Origin of the sequence: Methylobacterium sp. Leaf102, from assembly GCF_001422425.1 — a bacterium.
GTDB lineage: Bacteria > Pseudomonadota > Alphaproteobacteria > Rhizobiales > Beijerinckiaceae > Methylobacterium.
Window position 1 is genome coordinate 321,314 of the sequence record NZ_LMMX01000034.1, and the last position, 18,734, is coordinate 340,047.

At 69.9% G+C, this 18,734-nt stretch carries 7 protein-coding genes, 2 tRNA genes and 1 pseudogene; 5 read left to right on the forward strand and 5 right to left on the reverse strand.

The features are described 5' to 3' along the window. Positions 1 to 7: 7 nt before the first annotated feature. On the reverse strand, positions 8 to 1,873 hold the full coding sequence (locus tag ASF27_RS16035; protein ID WP_056361676.1) for a chloride channel protein: 1,866 nt from the start codon (positions 1,871 to 1,873) through the stop codon (positions 8 to 10). Between the two features lie 178 nt (positions 1,874 to 2,051). On the opposite strand from ASF27_RS16035, the gene ASF27_RS16040 reads away from it, so the two are divergent. Beyond that, positions 2,052 to 2,128, forward strand: a tRNA-His gene (locus tag ASF27_RS16040). Between the two features lie 259 nt (positions 2,129 to 2,387). Here ASF27_RS16040 and ASF27_RS16045 read toward each other — a convergent pair. The 3 genes from ASF27_RS16045 to ASF27_RS16055 all read right to left on the reverse strand — a co-directional run bounded on the left by ASF27_RS16045 (position 2,388) and on the right by ASF27_RS16055 (position 4,749). Beyond that, positions 2,388 to 2,675 carry a hypothetical protein gene (locus ASF27_RS16045; protein WP_056361583.1) on the reverse strand — a complete coding sequence of 96 codons (288 nt, stop codon included), beginning with the start codon at positions 2,673 to 2,675 and terminating at the stop codon, positions 2,388 to 2,390. Between the two features lie 851 nt (positions 2,676 to 3,526). Beyond that, on the reverse strand, positions 3,527 to 4,321 hold the full coding sequence (locus tag ASF27_RS16050; protein WP_056361586.1) for an ABC transporter permease: 795 nt from the start codon (positions 4,319 to 4,321) through the stop codon (positions 3,527 to 3,529). Positions 4,322 to 4,674: 353 nt separating this feature from the next. Further along, positions 4,675 to 4,749: transfer RNA gene (locus ASF27_RS16055), tRNA-Val, on the reverse strand. A 268-nt stretch (positions 4,750 to 5,017) separates the two neighbouring features. Here ASF27_RS16055 and ASF27_RS16060 point away from each other — a divergent pair. From ASF27_RS16060 to ASF27_RS16075, 4 genes are all read left to right on the forward strand, one after another. After that, on the forward strand, positions 5,018 to 6,064 hold the full coding sequence (locus ASF27_RS16060; RefSeq protein ID WP_056303928.1) for a hypothetical protein: 1,047 nt from the start codon (positions 5,018 to 5,020) through the stop codon (positions 6,062 to 6,064). Positions 6,065 to 6,066: 2 nt separating this feature from the next. After that, complete coding sequence (locus ASF27_RS16065; protein ID WP_082479216.1) at positions 6,067 to 8,238, forward strand: glycosyltransferase family 2 protein; 2,172 nt, start codon at positions 6,067 to 6,069, stop codon at positions 8,236 to 8,238. 678 nt (positions 8,239 to 8,916) lie between these two features. Further along, positions 8,917 to 16,329 carry a type I polyketide synthase gene (locus tag ASF27_RS16070; RefSeq protein ID WP_156467551.1) on the forward strand — a complete coding sequence of 2,471 codons (7,413 nt, stop codon included), beginning with the start codon at positions 8,917 to 8,919 and terminating at the stop codon, positions 16,327 to 16,329. Next, entirely contained in the window at positions 16,326 to 17,702 is a 1,377-nt protein-coding gene (locus tag ASF27_RS16075) for an aminotransferase class I/II-fold pyridoxal phosphate-dependent enzyme (RefSeq protein WP_056175632.1), read from the forward strand. The genes ASF27_RS16070 and ASF27_RS16075 overlap by 4 nt, the downstream gene beginning before the upstream one ends. Before the next feature lie 249 nt (positions 17,703 to 17,951). On the opposite strand, the pseudogene ASF27_RS16080 reads toward ASF27_RS16075, so the two are convergent. Then, positions 17,952 to 18,734: pseudogene (locus tag ASF27_RS16080) on the reverse strand (polysaccharide biosynthesis/export family protein); the annotation flags it as partial.

Below are 18,734 nucleotides of genomic sequence, written 5' to 3' on the forward strand. Positions count from 1 at the left end.
GTGGCGCTCACGCCGTCTCGCCCAGCATCGCCCGGCGCTGCCGATCGAGTTCTTCGGCGTAGCGCTTGAGGGTGTGGCTTTCGGTGAGGAGGCCGACGACGCGGCGGGTCTCCGGCCCGTCGACGACGGCGAGCGCCTCGCTCTCCGTGCGGTCGAAGGCGGCGGCCGCGGCCTTGGCGTTCATGCCGGGCGTCAGGACGTCGTCGGCGTGGCGCAGGAGGTCGGCGAGGCCGGGGGGCGGGCCATCGGCGTCCCGGGCGGCGGCGTGGGCCTCCGGCACCCGGACGATGCCGGCGTAGCGACCTTCGCCGTCCACCGCCACGACCCGCGAGGGCGATCCGAGGGGATGGTCCGCGAGAAAGACCGTCAGCGGTAGGGAGACCGGCACGGTGGCGACCTCGCGGCGCATCAGGGTGTCCACGGTCAGGGTGCGGATCCAGCCGACGTCGTGGGCGCTGCGGATGCTCTCGCCGCGCAGGTGGAAGCGCCAGGTGGCGAAGGAGTAGCCGAAGGTTTTTCGCACGGCGAGCGAGGAGGCGATCACCGCCACGAGGACGAGGCCGGTGATGGGGAAGCTGCCCGTCAGTTCCAGGGCCAGGAACGTCATGGTGAGCGGGCCGCCGATGACCGCGACGGCGAGCGCGCTCATGCCGATCACCGCGTAGGCGAGCGGCGTCGGCGCGAAGGCGGCCAAGCCGGGCATCGCCCCCGAAAAGATCTCCCCGACGAGCGCCCCGAGGAACAGCGAGGCGAAAAACAGGCCGCCGCGAAACCCCGCGCCGATGGAGAGGGCCGACGCCGTCGCCTTGGCGGCGAACAGGAGCGCGAGGCCCCCGAGACCCATGCCCGCCCCGTGCGCGCCGAGATGCAGGTGCAGGGCCCCGTGCCCGCCCGAGAGAACCTGCGGCGAGACCGCGACCGCCAGGGCGCCGACGCAGAGCCCACCGAGGGCGGGGGCCAGCGGGGCGGGGATCCGGCTCGCACGGATGCCGGCCTCCACCAGGGCGACGCCGCGCATGATCACGATGCCGAGGCCGGCGCAGACGAGGCCGAGGCCCAGGACCGGCACGGTGTCGGCGCCGGTGATCACCGTGCTGGTGAGGGCGTCGAGGCCGTCGACGGTGACCAGCGCCGGTTGGTCCACCAGGGCGCGGGCGACGACGCTGCCGCACAGGGCCGCCACCACCACGGGCGTCAGGGTGGCGATGGCGTAGGTGCCGATGATGAGTTCGAAGGCGTAGAACGCCCCCGTGAGCGGCGCCCCGAAGGCTGCCGCGATGGCGGCGGCCGCCCCGCAGCCGACGAGGGTGCGCTGGTCGCTCCGGCGCAGCTCGAACGACGCTCCGAAGCGTGCCGCGAGGCTGGCGCAGATCTGGGTATAGCCGGCTTCGAGGCCGACGGAGGCCCCCGACCCGTTCGAGATCATGTTCTGCAGGGCGACGAGCCCCGAGCCGCGTACCGACATCCGCCCGCCGTGGAGCGCATTGGCCTCGATGGGATCGACGACTGCGTGCGGGCGCCGTCGGTGCCGCCGGGCGATGGCCCGGGCAATGGTATGGGCGAGGAGGCCGAGCACGAGGCCGCCCGCCGCCGGGACGAGGAGCAGGGTCAGGGCCGGCACGTCGTGGCTCGCGCTCAGACGCATTCCGGGCGGCAGGCCGTAGAGCCACGCGCGCAGGACCTGCGTCGCCCCCTGCATGGCGGCCACCGCCGCGCCCGCGACGCAGCCGGCGAGGCCCGCCAGGGCGACGAGACCGATCTCGCTGCCCCGCACCGCCGCACGCGCGCGTGCGGGGACTTTCGCCAGCAGGCGAGCCCGGGCCAACAGGCGAGCCCGGGCCGGCACACGGGTGAGGATGGGGCGTGGCGTCATCATCGCGGGGGGCCGAACGGGTCGATCGAGGGGAATGGCTCCGGTTTAAGAGGGCCACGCCCGGGCGTCGATCGGTTTCCCGCGCGGTGCCTCGGCGGCCCTCTCCACACATTCTCCTCGCCCCGATGCGCAGCCGGCGCTTGAAAAGCGCTTCGGCTCGCGATACAGCCCCCTCAGTGCCGCCGTAGCTCAGTTGGTTAGAGCACCAGATTGTGGATCTGGGGGTCCCCCGTTCGAGCCGGGGCGGTGGTACCATAGAATTGCCTAACGTTTGCAAGGGGTTGGCTCAGGCCAGCCCCTTCTGCGTTGCTGGGGCCGGGCATGGTCGAGCGGAGCGCGCCGCGCATCGTGCCCGATCCGGCGGATCGAGCCCCGTGCGGATGCGGCCGGAGCGAGTTCCGGAGCTTGGCGCCCGGCCGACGTCGCGCAGGGCCAAGCGTTGGGGCGATCGAAGGGGCTTTCCACTCGCGCAGCCGCCCTTCGACGCGCCGGCCTTCGTATGCCGGCCCGCCTGCTAATCCACCGACGGGAAATGCGCGATGAAGCGGCTGCCGTCCCACAACTCGACGGCATGTCCATCGACCATCCCGGCCGCCCGGACGAGGGCTTCCGCATCGTCCTGGGCGTCGAGCCGGGAGAGCGTCGCGATCCGTCCGTCCGCCGCGAGCAAGATGGCCCGGTAGGCCCGCCCGGCCGAGGGGCGGGGCTGCGATACGGAGCCGCGCTGTTCGATCTGCCTCTCGACGCCCTGGTCCGATCTGCTGTCCGGCGAAGGACCAGCATTCGGCTCGTTGGAAAGCATTCCCAGTTCGTGCGACGCGAGCATTGTCACCCCTGGACCGAGAGGGCTGGCGAATGTCTTTCAGCCCAAAGGGATGGAGACTTGGCGGTTGGCAATGATTTGTAAGCGTCGTGCGGATGATTTGGCAAGGAATTTTTTACGAATTCCCATCGGTTACTTGGTTCCGTGGCGCATCCGACAATGAAATTTTCGATGTCAGAATTTAATTGAATTCAATGGATCGATCCTATGGCTTGGTGGCGGTATTTTTCTCTTTTTGCGGTGAAGGAATATTTGCTTATCAAAATCCTCGACAAACAGCTTCAGATTTAGTTGTAGAACACGGGTCCTTGCGCGAGAATCGCTGCGTAAATCGACCTCGATTGCCGATAACTACATTGATGTGCTGGATTTCGTGTCAACGGATACTGTATAGCGCAAAGGCAACCTTCGTATTCGAATGATGAGCTAATCTATGTTAGTATAAACCCGTGTGGGAGCTGGCTTCGGGTTGGACGGCACCGGCCAAGCGACGGGACACGGCTTCGACGTATCGAGCTTCGCAGGGCAAGGGATCTCCCCCATCGTCGGAGATTCGGCTGCAGCAGGCGGTGGGCGCGGGGTTGGCCGGGCCTTGCGCTGGCTTCCCTCCCTGTGGCCCGACGCCGGTGGTCGTCGGATGGCCGCGGGATCAGGGCCGGCCCTTGCTTGCGGCGTCGCGGAGCGGCCCCGCCCTCGCTCCACAGTGACGCCCGGTCGGGCCGAGCCGGAGCGGCGGAAGAGTGAAGGGGCGCTCCTGCGAGAAGGCCCCGGGCCAGAAAGGCGCCGGGGGCTGCGTTGCCCGCACGCGGGAAGGGAGGAGGGCCGTTGCCTTACGCCAAGCGGCGAACCAGCGTTCGCTCCATGATGAGTCCGAGGGTCAACGTTCCGAATCCCATCCCCAGAACGTAGAGGTAATCAACGTTCACGCCAAGTTGCGTATAGTACCCGAGGCGGACCCACTCGATGATCTGCACCATCGGGTTCCATTTCATGATCTCGTAGATCTGTGGCGGCATGAATTGCGGCAGGAAATAAACACCGGACGTCAGGTAGAACGTGATCGTGACGAGGATGTATCCGATCTGCCATCCGGGAAAGAACGACAGGATTCCGACATTGATCGCCCCGATGCCGAGACCGAGGAGCAGGGCGGCACAGTATCCGCCGACCGCCATGATCGGTTCGTCCGGAATCGGATCCACACCGAAGCAAATCAGGATGAAGAAAATCAGGATGAGGCCGGTGAATCCTTTGACCGCCTCGACGATGAATCGCGCGACGATCAGATCGAAGAGCTTTACCTGCGGATAATAGGTCAGGGGTTTGCTGGAGACGATCGCCTTCATCGCCTCGCGGGACGTGTATTGAAACACCAGGGCCGGAACGGCACCGGTTGCGATGAACAGGATCACGCTGTCGCCCAGAGGCGACGGCATGCCGCGAAAGGCCATGAGGCCGACGATCAGGAAGATGTGCGCGACGGGCCACAGGATGACGACGACGTAGCCCCAATACGAGGCGCCGAACCGGGTCCGCATGTCGCGGAGCATCAGTGCATGAATGACGTGTGCGTAGACCTCCCAATCGCTTCGCGCGACATGCGTCTTTGCTTTGAAGGTGACCATGGGGTGGGTCTCGGGCGGTGTGGCGTGCGTCGCGCCTAGCGGGAGATCTGGTCAAAAATGCGCAGTCGCGCTCCCCCGACGCTTCGGCGCGGTCGGTGTGCGAAGGTGCATAGGAAGCAGCGCGTTTCGTGCTTCTGCCAGACGGCGGGCGTGGCAATGGCCGACGCAGTCGCGGCCGCAGGCCGGCTCGATACGGCCGCAAATCCAAAGACTTCGATGTCGTCGTGGGATGGGTTCAGGTGAGAAACCGGTCCAGGTCCGGTCTTCCCCGCAGGCAGGTTCGCTGAACCTGCGATCCCTCGTCACCAACTCGCCTTTGGCCAGGGAAATCCCCGTGTCGCCAGGAGGTGAGATGGTGGGCACTACAGGGTTCGAACCTGTGACCCCTACCATGTCAAGGTAGTGCTCTACCGCTGAGCTAAGCGCCCTCACCGGCTGCGTTCGCCGCCGGTGAGGGGGGCTATAGCTTCTGGTTTTGGGGGGCGCAAGCGCAAAGGCGCGCTCCGATCACGAACCATGATCCATTTTCCTGCGCCGATCCTCAAAGTACGCTAAGGGCCGGGGCCGGCCCGTGCGGCGGCCTCCCCGAGGGAGGCGGCGTCGGGCGAGCGGCGAGTGCCACGGCAGGGACAAGGAGCCGGAGGCGCGATCCGAGCGGATCGGGCACGGCTCCAGGCCATCGAGCAACGGTGAGGAATGCGGTTCTACGTCGATCACGACCTGGGTGCCGAGATCAGGTTCTGGGTGGTCCCGGACAACCCCCTGGCCATCAGCCGCGTCTTCGTCGCCGTGGAGGGCCGGCGCGTCGCCGAGATCCCGGCCACGATCACGGATGACGGCATCCGGGCCAACGGCTGGCACTCCACCGGGCACTGCGTCTTCCGGCTCACCCCCGAGGAGGTGCCAGGGCTGGCCGAGGCGCGGCGCGTCGAGATCTACGACACCGACACCAACGTCCTGATCTACCGGCGCATCCGCCAGGATGGGCTCCGGACGGGCAAGGTCCTGCTGGTCGACACCAGCATCGTGCCGGAGACCCGCATCCCCGCGGCTCTGTTCGACCGGTTCCAGCAGAGCTACCTCGGAGTCGGGCGCCTGTCCGACGAAGTGCTGCGGGTGCTGTTCGAGAGCCCCTGGCTGGCCTCGTCCTTCGTGTCCGGCGCCATCATCGTCCCGCGCTACGAGGGCTTCTTCGCCAGCGACGATTTCATCACCACCGCCCTGATCCACGATCCCTACACCGAGATGGCGACGCGGATGCTGTGGCTGAAGGCGCGGGCCGCCGTCGCGGCCGATCCGGCCCAGGCCTGGCGCCTCGGCGGTCTCGCCGAGGCGGCGGATTTCACGGGCGATTACGACTTCGACGACCCGAAGAGCCTCAAGCGCTTCTTCAAGATGATGCCCGAGGGGGCGTATCACCTGCTGTACAATCCCCTGGCTCGCCAGTTCGGCACCAAGCTGCCCAACGATCGGATGACCCCGGGCAATTCCATCGTCGCCATCGAGATCCTGGCCCGCGTCAACGTCGTCGGCCACCGCGAATTCTACGAGGCCTTCGCCACCACGGTGTTCGATCGCCTCGGGGTCGAGGCCGTCGTGCCCGAGCCGGAGCCGATCCCCGAGACCGTCCTGGCACTGGCGGCACGCCTGCGCGGCCTGCGGGCGGCCCAGGACATGCTCGTGTTCGACGTCGCCATGGCGGACGCCGTGCGCGACGCCGTCGCCAAGGGCTGGACCGTCTGAGCATGGGCGGGGACCCGGGGCGCGATCATCCGGGCGCGATTCCGTCGGCCCGCCTGCCGGGCGGAATCCGTGCCTTCACGGCCGAGGGCGGCGGCTCGCGCCTCGACCTCACCGGGGCGGGCCTCGACGGCGCCTGGGTGACGATTCGGTTCCGCGATGCCGGCAGCGGCGGGATCGCTCGCCTGCTCGTGACCGTCCTGTGCGAAGGCCGACACGGCGCGGTCCTGCAGGAGGAGGCCTTGGGCGGCGACCGGTTCGCCTGGACGGGACGCCTGCCCGAGGCACTCCGCGCCCTCGTCCTCTCCCCCCTGGCGCCGGGCCGACCCTTCGCCCTCGTGGATGTGGCGATCCACCGGCGCGGGCGCCTCGCCCTCGTGGCCCGTGCCGTGCTGCGGGCGCCCCGCCTCACCGTTCGTGCCGTCTATTGGCGCGCCCTCGGCCTCAAGGTGCGCGGGCGCGGCCTGCTCTCCGCCGCCCTCGGACAGCGCCGCGGCACCGGGTACGCCGCCTGGATCCGCCGCTTCGACACCCTGACCGCCCCCGAGCGGGCCCGCCTGCGCGCCGAGGCCGCCGCCTGGGTCGACCCACCCCTGATCTCCGTCCTGATGCCGGTCCACGATCCCGCGCCCGCGGTGCTGGAAGCGGCCCTGCGCTCGGTCCGGGCACAGCTCTCGCCCCATTGGGAACTCTGCGTCGCCGACGATGCCTCCACCGATCCGGCGATCGTCCGGATCCTCGCGGCCCACGCCGCCGCCGATTCCCGCATCCGCGTGACGCGGCGGGCCGTGAACGGCCATATCGCGCGGGCCACCAACGAGGCCCTCGCCCTGGCGCGCGGCGCCTACGTGGCCTTCCTCGACCACGACGACGTGCTCGCCGAGACCGCCCTGTTCCATGTGGGTGCGGCCATCCGCGCCGACCCCGACCTCGTGCTGATCTACAGCGACGAGGACAAGATCGACGGACGTGGGCGCCGGTTCGAGCCGCACTTCAAGTCCGGCTTCGACCGTGAGCTGCTCTACGGGCAGAACTACATCAATCACCTCGCGGTGGTGCGCACCGCCGCGGTGCGGGCGCTCGGCGGCCTGCGTCCGGGCTTCGAGGGCAGCCAGGACCATGACCTGCTCCTGCGCCTGACGCAGGGGCTCGCGCCCGCGCGCGTACGTCACATCCCGAAGGTGCTCTATCACTGGCGTGCTGCCGGGGGCTCCGGCACCTTCTCCGACCGTGCCCTGGCGCAGGCCGAGACCGCCCGTCTGCGCGCGCTCGCGCAGGTGGCCGCGCCCTTCGGCGCCCGTGCCGAACGCGGGCCGCTGGGTTTCAACCGGCTCGTGCGGCCCCTGCCCCACCCGGCTCCGCGCGTCTCCGTCATCATCCCCACCCGCGACCGGGCCGAGCTCCTGGGGACGGTCCTGCGCGGCCTGTTCGGTGCGACCGACTACCCGGACATCGAGGTGGTGGTCGTGGACAACGACAGCCGCGAGCCGGCGACGGATGCCCTGTTCGCGTCCTATGCCGAGGAGGCGCGCCTGCGAATCCTGCCCGTGCCGGGCCCGTTCAACTTCTCCGACCTGTCGAACCGGGGGGCCGCGGCCGCGACCGGCGCGGTGCTGCTGTTCCTCAACAACGACGTCGAGATCGTCGAGCCCGGCTGGCTCGCCGAGATGGTCTCCCTCGCCCTCGATCCGAGCGTCGGCGCGGTCGGCGCCAAGCTGCTCTATCCGGACGGCACCCTGCAGCACGGCGGCATCGTGCTCGGCATCGGCGGGGTCGCCGGGCACAGCCATCCCGGCCTGCCGGGGGAGGAGCCGGGCTACTTCGCCCGCATGGTCCTGACCCAGGAGGTCTCCGCCGTCACCGGGGCGTGCCTCGCCGTGCGGGCCGAGGCGTTCGCGCGGGTCGGCGGCTTCGATGCCGCGCACTTGGCCGTCGCCTTCAACGACGTCGACCTGTGCCTGCGCCTGCGCGAGGCCGGCTACCGCAACCTGTGGACGCCGTACGCCCGCCTCGTCCACCACGAATCGAAGAGCCGGGGACCCGAGGACACGCCGGAGAAGCGCACCCGGTTCGAGGCCGAGATGCGGGTGATGCAGGCGCGCTGGGAGCCGCAGCTTCGGGCCGACCCGTACTACAATCCCAACCTGTCCCGCACGGCGGCGCATTTCCGCCTGTGAGACCGGACCGATGCGTCCGGGCCCCGGTGCCGCCCGGCGCCAGGTCACACGAGGTCAGGCGCCAAAGCCACACGCCAAGGGCGATGTTGCGCTGCGGTGACAATTCGACGCGAACTGGCGCGCTGCACCATCCCGGATCCCCGACGGAGGCCGTGATCCCGCTGGTGTGTGTCCTCCCGGTGACACGATTGCCTTGGAATTGCTCGAAGTCGGGATGATAAGCACGCCCGCAACCGTGAAAGCGGCACCGCCCGAAAGTCCTGTGTCCCGCCCGTCGGGATCGAGGATCACGGGCATAAGGATCACGCGTCCCCGATCCGATCCACGAAGGCAGCCGGGAACCCCATGGCCCATCCTCGTCAGTCGATTCCGGACCGCATGCAGGGCACCGCGATGAGGGGGGGCGAAGCTCTCTTGTCGGGGCCGCCAGGGTCGCGACCGCTGATCCGCGACGCCTGATCCGTTCGATTTCCGGTCCCGCCACCGGTCTCCGTTCGGAGCAGGCGGGCCACGCATCATGATGCGCGACAGGATGTTCTTTCGTCGCGCCAAGCCTCGCCCGTCCCTTCTTCCCCGTGTTGGACACCGCCCTGGTGCCATACTAAGGATCGGACGGATTGCCCGGCCTCTTTTCGAGGCCGGTCTCGTTCCCCGTTCAAGAGCGTGTGCGAATCGAACGTGACTCAACGTACAGACATCGCGATCATCGGTCGTGCCTGCCGCCTCCCGGGAGCCTCGAACGTCGAGGGTCTGTGGCAGCTCCTGACGGAAGCCCGCTGCGCCGTGGGCCAGATCCCCGAGGATCGCTGGTCGCTCAGCCGGTTCGGCCATCCCCGCGCCCAGGAGCGCGGCAAGAGCTACACCTGGTCGGCGGGCATCCTCGACGAGATCTGGTCGTTCGATCCGGGCGTGTTCGGCATCTCGCCGCGCGAGGCCGAGCAGATGGACCCGCAGCAGCGGCTCCTGCTCGAACTGACCTGGGAAGCCCTGGAGGATGCGGGCCTGCGTCCCTCCGCCGTGGCCGGCACCCCCATCGGCGTGTTCGTGGGCGCCTCGTCGCTGGATTACGGCAACCTGCGAATCCTCGACACCGCCTCGGGTGACGCCTACGCGGCCACCGGCAACACCCTCTCGATTCTGTCGAACCGCATCTCGTACATCTACGACCTCAAGGGCCCGAGCTTCACCGTCGACACCGCCTGCTCGTCGTCCCTCGTCGCCCTCGACGCGGCGGTGGCCGCCATCGCCAGCGGCCGGATCGACACGGCCGTGGTGGCCGGCGTCAACCTGCTGGCGAGCCCATTCAACTTCATCTGCTTCTCCAACGCCCAGATGCTGTCGCGCCGCGGCCTGTGCAGCGCGTTCTCGGCCCAGGCCGACGGCTACGTCCGCTCCGAGGGCGGCGTGGTCCTCGTGCTGCAATCGGCCAAAGCCGCGGCCCGCGACGGCAACACCGTGCGGGGCGTCATCGCGGCGAGCGGCGTCAATTCCGACGGCCGCACCACCGGCATCTCGCTTCCCTCGGGCTATGCGCAGGGCGCGCTTCTGGAGCAGGTCTACCGCGAGGCCGAGATCGACCTCGACAAGGTCGTCTTCGTCGAGGCGCACGGCACCGGCACCCCCGTGGGCGACCCCATCGAGGCCGGCGCCATCGGCGGTAAGCTCGGCAAGCCCCGGCGCGAGCCCCTGCCCATCGGCTCCATCAAGAGCAACATCGGCCACACCGAGCCGGTCTCGGGCCTCGCCGGCCTGCTCAAGGCCAGTCTCGCCCTCGAGCACGACTTCGTGCCGGCCTCTCTGCACGCGGCCGAACTCAACCCCGACATCCCGTTCACCGACCTGAACCTGCAGGTGCTGAACAAGCCACTCGCGATCCCGCGCGGAACGGCCGAGCGCTTCGCCGGCGTCAACTCCTTCGGTTTCGGCGGCACCAACGCGCACATCGTCCTCACCGACGGCGCGCGGGTCGCCGCGAAGGCCGAGACCACCCGGGCGCCCGAGGTCCTGCTGCTGTCGGCCCAGAGCCGCGCGGCCCTCAACGAGCTCGCCCTCGACTACGCCGAGCGCTTCGACGGCGCCGCGCCGGCCGAGGTCGCCCGCATCGCCGCCGCCGCCGCGCATCGCCGCGAGCGCCTGTCGTCGCGCCTCGCCATCGCCCTCGACGCCGACCTGCCGACGGTCCTGCGTGCCGTCGGCGAGTCCGAGGATACGGACGCCGCCCTCATCGGCACCGCCGTCGACCGCTCGGCCGAGGTCGCCTTCGTCTATTCCGGCAACGGCAGCCAGTGGGCCGGCATGGGCCGCGAGGCCTACGAGGAGAACGCGGTCTTCCGCGCCGCCTTCGACCGCATCGACACCCTGTTCCTCAAGCTCTCGGACTGGTCCCTCAAGGAGGCCTTGTTCGCCGAGGACCTCGACGCGCGCCTCGTGCTCACCCGCGTCTCCCAGCCCCTGATCTTCGCCATCTCCAGCGCCTCGACCACGGCACTGCGGGCGCGCGGCCTCAACCCGAAATACGTGCTCGGCCACAGCGTCGGCGAGATCGCTGCGGCGGAAGCCGCCGGCATCCTCACCCTCGAGCAGGCCGTGAAGGTGATCTTCTTCCGCAGCCAGCATCAGGAATCGACGCGCGGCCTCGGCACCATGGCGGTGCTGCTCGCGCCCGCCGACGAGATCGAGCTGTTCCTGAAGGATTACCCGAACCTCGACATCGCCGCCTACAACAGCCCCAAGGCCATCACGGTCGCGGGCCCGGTGGCCGACATCGACGCCGCCATGAAGGCGCTCGCGCGCAAGCGCCGCCGCGGGCGCAAGCTCGATCTCGAATATCCCTTCCACGGCCGGTTGATGAATCCGACCGAGAAGCCGCTCCTGCGCGATCTCGCCGGCCTCAAACCCCATGCGGGCGCCACCGCCATGGTCTCCACCGTGACCGGCACGGTGCTGGCGGGCTCCGAGTTCGGGGCCGGCTACTGGTGGCGCAACATCCGCGAGCCCGTGCGCTTCGCCCAGGCCGTACAGGAAGCCACCCGCCAGGGGGCGCGCGTCTTCGTCGAGGTCGGCCCCCGCGCCACCCTGCTGTCGCATATCGGCGACGCCATCGAGCCGCTCGGCATCGAGAACGCCACCATCGGCGTCCTCCACCGCAAGCAGGCCGGCGGCGACCCCATCGCCCGGACCGTGGCCGCCGCCCTCGTGCAGGGTGCGGCCGTGGACGAGACCACGGTGTTCGGACAGAACCCGAAGGGCGACGTGTCCCTGCCGCTCTATCCGTGGCAGCGCCGCTCCTTCCGCCTCGCCGAGACCACCGAAGGCGTCGGCGCCACCACGCCGCGCGCCTACCACCCGCTCTACGGCTCGCGCGTCACCGTCGACGGCCTCGAATGGCACGGCCACGTCGACATCGCCACGGTGCCCGAACTCGACGATCACCGCATCGACGGACAGGCGATCCTGCCCGGTGCGGCCTTCATCGAAATGGCGCTCGGCGTCGCCCGCGAGGTCATGCGCAGCGACACCGTCGTGCTGGCCGAGTTCGAGATCCAGTCGCCGATGGTGTTCGGGGAGGAATCCCTGCGCGAGGTCATGGTCCGGGTCGCGGGCTCGGGCAACGGCATCCAGATCCTGAGTCGGCCGCGCCTGACCCAGGCCGCCTGGCAACTCCACGCCGCGGCGAAGATCGTCGACGGCACGTTCCAGCCGCCCGCCCGCCAGGACATCCCCGAGCCGGGCGAGCAGGCCGTCGACGGCGAGGCCCTCTACCGCATCGCCGCCGCCTCCGGCCTCGGCTTCGGCCCGAGCTTCCGTCAGGTCGCCCTGTCTGCGCGCCTCGACGAGACCACCATCGTCTCCGATCTCGTGCCGGCGCAAGCCGACGACCGCTTCGGCCTCGTGCCGGCGCGCCTCGATTCGTGCTTCCACGGCCTGATCCTGCTGTTCGCCGGCCTCATGGGCGAGGGCTCGACCAAGGCCTACGTGCCGGTGCGCTTCGGCGAGATCCGCCTCGTCCGGCCGGGTGCCGTCATCGCCCGGGCAATGATCCGGACACGCCGCGCCAACGAGCGCAGCATCCTGGCCGACTTCACCCTGGTGGACGCGACGGGCGAGGTCATCGCCACCCTGCGCGAGGGCCGCTTCCAGGCCCTGCGCACCAAGAACACCAACGAACTCGCGGCCTACGCCATCGCGCAGCGCCCGGAGCTTGCCACCGAACCGACGGCGATCCCCCTCGACCGGCGCCAGCGCATCGCCGATGCGGTGCGGCCCCAGGCCAAGGCGGCCTTCGCCGCGCCCGAGGCGCCCCTCGCCCCCGGCCACCTGCTCCTCGAAGGCTGGGCCACCTCCATGGCCTACCGCCTCGCGGAAGGCCTGCAGCGTTCGGGCACCGTCGCCATCGACGAGCGCGTGCCCGAGGCCATGCGCCCCTGGCTGCTGAACGCCCTGTTCGCCCTGGAGAGCAGCGGTCTCGCCACCCTCGACGGCGAGCGTTGGACCCTGCGCAAGGACGTGACCCTGCCGGCGCCCGACGAGATCATGCGCTGGATCGCCGCCGATCACCCCGACCTCTCGGCCGAACTCGTGCTGACCGCCGATATCGGCGCCGTCGTCGGCCGTCTTCTCGCCGGCGACCTCGTCCACGCCCCGACCCTGTCGCAGAACGCCCTCGACGCCTTCATCCTGCGCAGCGCCACCGCCCGCGCGTCGGCTGATGTCATCGCGCGAATCGTCGAGCAGGGTGCCGCCACCCTGCCGCGCGACCGTGCCCTGCGGGTGCTCCAGGTCGGCTTCGGCCCCCTGTCGGCCCAGGCCGCGGCCTTCGCGGACGGGATCGAGGCACAGCTTTCGGTGTTCGAGGCAGACCGTCGCCTGGCCGAGCGTGCCCGCCTCGCCCTGCCGCGCGGCGTCACGGTCATCGAGGACGCCGCCGAACTCACCCCCGGCGGGTTCGACGCGATCCTCGCGAGCGACGTGCTTCACCGCGCCGAGCGTGGCGTCCTTCAGCTCGTCGCCGATGCGCTGGCAACCGGCGGCTTCCTCATCGCCGTCGAGCCCGGTGCGTCCCTGTTCCGCGACCTCGTGTTCGGCCTGACGCCGGACTGGTTCGACGTCGCCGGCGACATGCCCATGGGGCGCCTCGACGACATCACCGGCTGGCAGCGGTCGCTCAGCGACACCGGCCTCGTCCGGATCGCCGTCGATCGTGCGGTCTCCGACAACGGCGACGACCTTCTGTTCATCGCCGAGGCACCCGTGCGCGCCCGGCCGGCCGCCGGCCAGACTTTCGCGTTCGTTATCGGCTCGCACGACGGCTACGCGGCTGAAACCGCCTCGTCGCTGGCGACCCTGCTGGTGGCCGGCGGCGTCCACGTCTCCATCATCCTCGATTCCGAGCAGTCGCTCCTCGAACTCGAGCGCGAAACGCCCGACACGGTGGTGTTCCTCGCCGGTGCCTTCAACACCGAGGGAGCGGCCTCCGACCGCCTGCGCGACCGCTGCCTCAGTCTGAAGCGTTGCGTCGAGCATCTCGGCAGCCGCCAGACCCGGTTGTGGGTGGTCTGTCCCAGTGCCACACGCGACGACGGCGATGTCGACGGCTCCGTCGAGGCCGGCGTCTGGGCCTTTACTCGGACCCTCGCCAACGAGGTCGCCAACCTCGACGTGCGCCGCATCGACGTCACCGACGCCCTCTCGACCAAGCTCGCGGCCGAACGCCTGCGCGACCTCATCCTGTCGGGAACGACCGAGACCGAGATCATCCTCGACGCCGACCAGACCCGGGTGATCCGGTTCGCGCCGGGCCAGATCGCGCGCCGGCCCGCCGCCGACGCGGTGCCGGCTCCCGCCGCCCGCCTGGAGCGCAGCAACACCGGCGGCCTCAACGAGATGGCCTGGGGCCCGGCCGAGCGCCGGGCCCCCGGACGCGGCGAGGTCGAGATCGCCGTCGAGGCCACCGGCCTCAACTTCCGCGATGTGCTCTGGGCGCTGTCGATGCTGCCCGAGGAGATCCTCGAGGATGGGTTCGCGGGTCCGCGCCTCGGCCTCGAAGTCGCCGGCCGGGTCCTGTCCGTCGGCAGCGGCGTCAGCGCCTTCAAGGTCGGCGACCGCGTCGTCGCATTCGCGCAGTCGGGCTTCTCGACCCACATCGTCGTGCCCGAGCTCGTGGTGGCGCCGAGCCCTCCCGGACTCGACGCGCAGGCCGCCGCCACGGTGCCGGTCGCCTTCCTGACGGCCTATTACGGCCTCGTGAGCTGCGCCCGCCTGCGGCGCGGCGAGTGGGTCCTCGTCCATGGTGGCGCCGGTGGCGTCGGCCTCGCGGCCCTGCAGATCGCCAAGCTCAAGGGCGCCCGCGTCATCGCCACCGCCGGATCGCGCGAGAAGCGCGCCCTGGTGAAGGCCCTGGGCGCCGAGCATGTCCTCGATTCGCGCTCGCTCGCCTTCGTGGACGATGTCCGCCGCATCACCGGCGACGGCGTCGGCGTGGTCCTCAACAGCCTGTTCGGCGAGGCCATGGAGCGCAGCCTCAACTGCCTCAAGCCGTTCGGCCGCTTCATCGAATTGGGCAAGCGCGACTACGTCGCCAACACCCATATCGGCCTGCGTCCGTTCCGCCGGAACCTGTCCTACTTCGGCGTCGACCTCGATCAGGTGCTGCAGCACCAGGGCGAGGACGGCGCGCGGCTGTTCCGCGAGGTCATGGCCCTGTTCAACGAAGGCGGCCTCAAGCCGCTGCCGTATCAGCCTTTCACCTCCGACGAGGTCTCCGACGCGTTCCGGCTGATGCAGCAATCGGGGCACGTCGGTAAGATCGTCATCGCGCCGCCGAAGGCCGGCAGCGTGATGATGGCCCCCACCTCCGATTTCACCATCGCGCCGGACGGCGTCCACCTCGTCACCGGCGGCCTTGGCGGCTTCGGCCTGGAGGCCGCGCGCTGGCTCGCCGACCGCGGCGCCAGGCGCATCGTGCTGGTCGGCCGCAAGGGCGCCGAGAGCGAGGACGCCAAGGCCCTCGTGGCCGAATTGACCGCCCGCGGCGTCGAGGTCCAGGCCAAGGCCTGCGACATCACCAGCCGCAAGGCGGTGGATGCCCTGCTGGCGGACGTGGAGCGCGGGGGCAGGAAACTCGCCGGCGTGATCCACGGCGCCATGGTGCTGCAGGACGGGCTCATCGCCAACATCGACGCGGCGGCCCTCGACGCGGTCATCCGCCCGAAGGTGATCGGGGCCGAGCACCTCGACGCGGCCACGCGCGCGCGAAAGCTCGACTACTTCGTGCTGTTCTCTTCGGCCACGACCTTCATCGGCAATCCGGGCCAAGGCTCCTATGTGGCCGCCAACGGCTTCATGGAAGGCCTCGCCCGCCGCCGGCGGAAGGCCGGGCTGCCGGCGCTCGCCGTCGCCTGGGGCGCCATCGGCGATGTCGGCGTGCTCGCCCGCAACCGCGCGGTGATGGAGACCCTGGCGGGCCGCGTCGGCGTCACGCCGATGGATGCTCGCCACTGTCTCGACCTCATGGCCGATGCGCTGCAGGGCCAGGGCCGCAGCAGCGACGACGCCGTGGTGGCCATCGCCTCCATGCATTGGGGCAAGGCGCGCGAGCGCCTCGCCACCATGAAGAGCCCGAGCTACGCCGAACTCGGCTCGGACCAGCAGATGGAAGCCGGCACCGTGGCGGCCATCAACATCGGGACGCTGCTCAAGACCCAGGACATCGACACGGTGCGCAAGACCGTGGCCGACGCCATCGTCGAGGACATCGCCCGCATCCTGCGCCTGCCGAAGGACGACATCAGCCGCGTGCGTCACCTCTCGGAGATCGGCCTCGATTCGCTCATGGGCGTCGAACTCGGCGCCAGCCTGCAGGAGCGCTTCGCCCTCGACGCGCCGCCCTCCGGCATCTCGTCCGGGCTCACGGTCAACGAGCTGACCGAGACCCTGATCCAGTCGATCTCGGCCCCCGTGGACGAGGCGGCGGCCGCCGTGATGAGTCTCGCCCAGCGCCATGCCAGCGAGGGCGTGGACGTCCGCACCCTCGAACCCTTCCACGCGCTGGTCGAAGAGAACAGCCTCGTCATCAAGGAAATCCTGCCGTGACCAAACCCGCCAGACCGGACGGTGGGCGCGCGGCGCTCGCGGGCTTCGTGACGAACCGCCTCGGCCGCAACGCCAACCGGCCCGCTCCCGTGCGGGCGCCCGCGCGCCCGGCGGGGGATCCCTCGGTGCAGAACTTCGAGACCCTGCCGGGTTACCGGGAACTGCGCCTGCAGCGCTCGGCCGCCGACCTCATCGGGCTCGGCAATCCGTTCTTCCGGGTCCACGAGACCCGGGCCGGTGCCAGCACCCGCATCGCCGGCAAGTCGTTCATCAACTTCTCGTCCTACGACTACCTCGGCCTCAACGGGCACCCGGACGTGAACGCCGCCGCCGCCAAGGCGATCGAGGATTTCGGCACGTCGGCCTCGGCCAGCCGCATCGTCGCGGGCGAGCGCCCGGGGCACCTCTCCCTGGAGAAGGCGCTGGCCGACCATTACGACACGGAAGCCTGTGTGGTGATGGTGAGCGGGCACGCCACCAACGTCACCACCCTCGGCGCCCTGATGGAGCCGGGCGACGTGATCTTCCACGATTCCCTGAGCCACAACAGCATCGTCACCGGGGCGCAGCTTTCGGGCGCGCAGCGCCGCTCGTTCGCGCACAACGACCTCGACGCCCTCGAGACCCTGCTGGGCGCCACCCGGCACGAGCACCGCCGGGCGCTCATCGTCGTCGAGGGTCTCTACAGCATGGACGGCGACGCGCCGGATCTCGCCGCCCTCATCGCCCTGAAGCAGCGCTACGATGCGTGGCTGATGGTCGACGACGCCCATGGCCTCGGGGTCCTCGGCCGCACCGGCATCGGCCTCGCCGAGCATTGCGACGTCGATCCGCATGGGGTCGACATCTGGATGGGAACCCTGTCGAAGACGCTCTCCACCTGCGGCGGCTACATCGCCGGCCCGGCGGCACTCATCGAATATCTCAAGTGCACGGCCGGCGGCTTCATCTACAGCGTCGGCCTGTCCCCGCCGCTGGCCGCCGCCGCCGAGACGGCGCTGGCGATCATGCATGCCGAGCCCCACCGGGTGGAGCGCCTGCGCCAGAACGGCAACCTGTTCCTCGCCTGCGCCAAGAAGCACGGCCTCGACACCGGCACGAGCCTGGGCCTCGCGGTGATTCCCGTCATCGTCGGCGATTCGCTGAAATCCGTGACCCTGTCGGACCGCCTGTTCAAGCGCGGCATCAACGTGCAGCCGATCATCCACCCGGCCGTGCCCGAGCGGGCCTCGCGCCTGCGCTTCTTCATCACCTCCGAGCATACCCCGGAGCAGATCCGCGAGACCGTGGACGCCGTGGCCGAGGAACTGCACGAGATCGAGAAGGGCGGCTCGCTCATCGAGCAGCTGATGTCGAAGCGCGGCAAGCCGTAGGCCTCGCCGCTCGAACCGTTACACCAGAACGAGAAACGGACCCGTGAGGGTCCGTTTTTTTTGTACCCGACGGTCCGCCGTTCAGCGGGCGGTGGCGTAGAGGGAGGCACCGGCGGCGACGGGTGCGGTGACGGTTGAGAACACCGACAGGACCTTCTGAACCTCGGTGAAGGGGGCGTTCGACACGTAGACGAGGTCGCGGTTGCGCATGCGGAAGGCCTGGGTGAGGAACAGGCTGTTGGGGTCGCGCACCTTCTGAACCTCGGTGAAGGGGGCGTTCGACACGTAGACGAGGTCGCGGTTGCGCATGCGGAAGGCCTGGGTGAGGAACAGGCTGTTGGGGTCGCGCATGTTGATCCGGTAGACCACGGGCACCAGCGGCGTGCCGAGCAGCGGGCTGCCGGGCTTGAGCCGGCGCACCACGGCGGCCGGCTCGAACCGGAAGATGAAGGTGCCGGCGGGGTCGGCCTGGAAGTCGGACAGGCCGCGCGCCTTGGCCAGCGCCTGGGCGAGGGTGATGCCTTCGGCCTGGAACGGGATCTCGGTGGAGTTGCCGAGCGCGCCCACCGCCAGGAAGGTCTGGGGATCGCGCACCAGGGTCAGGACGTCGCTGGGGCGCAGGAAGATGTTCTCGCGCGGGTTGGAGACCACGGTGGTGAGCGGCACCGTGGCGGTGAGGTTGCCGCGCGAGAGCCGCACGAAGGTCTCGTTGACGGGCACCTTCACGCCGCCCGCGGTGGCGACCACGTCGAGGAGACGGTCGCCCTTGCCCGACAGGGGCACGCGGGCGCCGGTGACGGCCTCGCCCGAGACGGTGACGGATTGCGAGACCGCCTTCGTCACCGAGACGAGAACCTGGGGCTGGATCGCCTTGCCGGCGAGCTCGGTCTCGATGAGGGCCTGCACGTCCTGGGGCCGGCGYCCGGCGACGGGGATGCGCCCGGCATACGGCACCGAGATGGCGCCGTCGCGCGCGACCACCTGCTCGGGAATGGTGGCGGCCTTGGAGCCGGCGGAGAAGCGGTCGGAGGC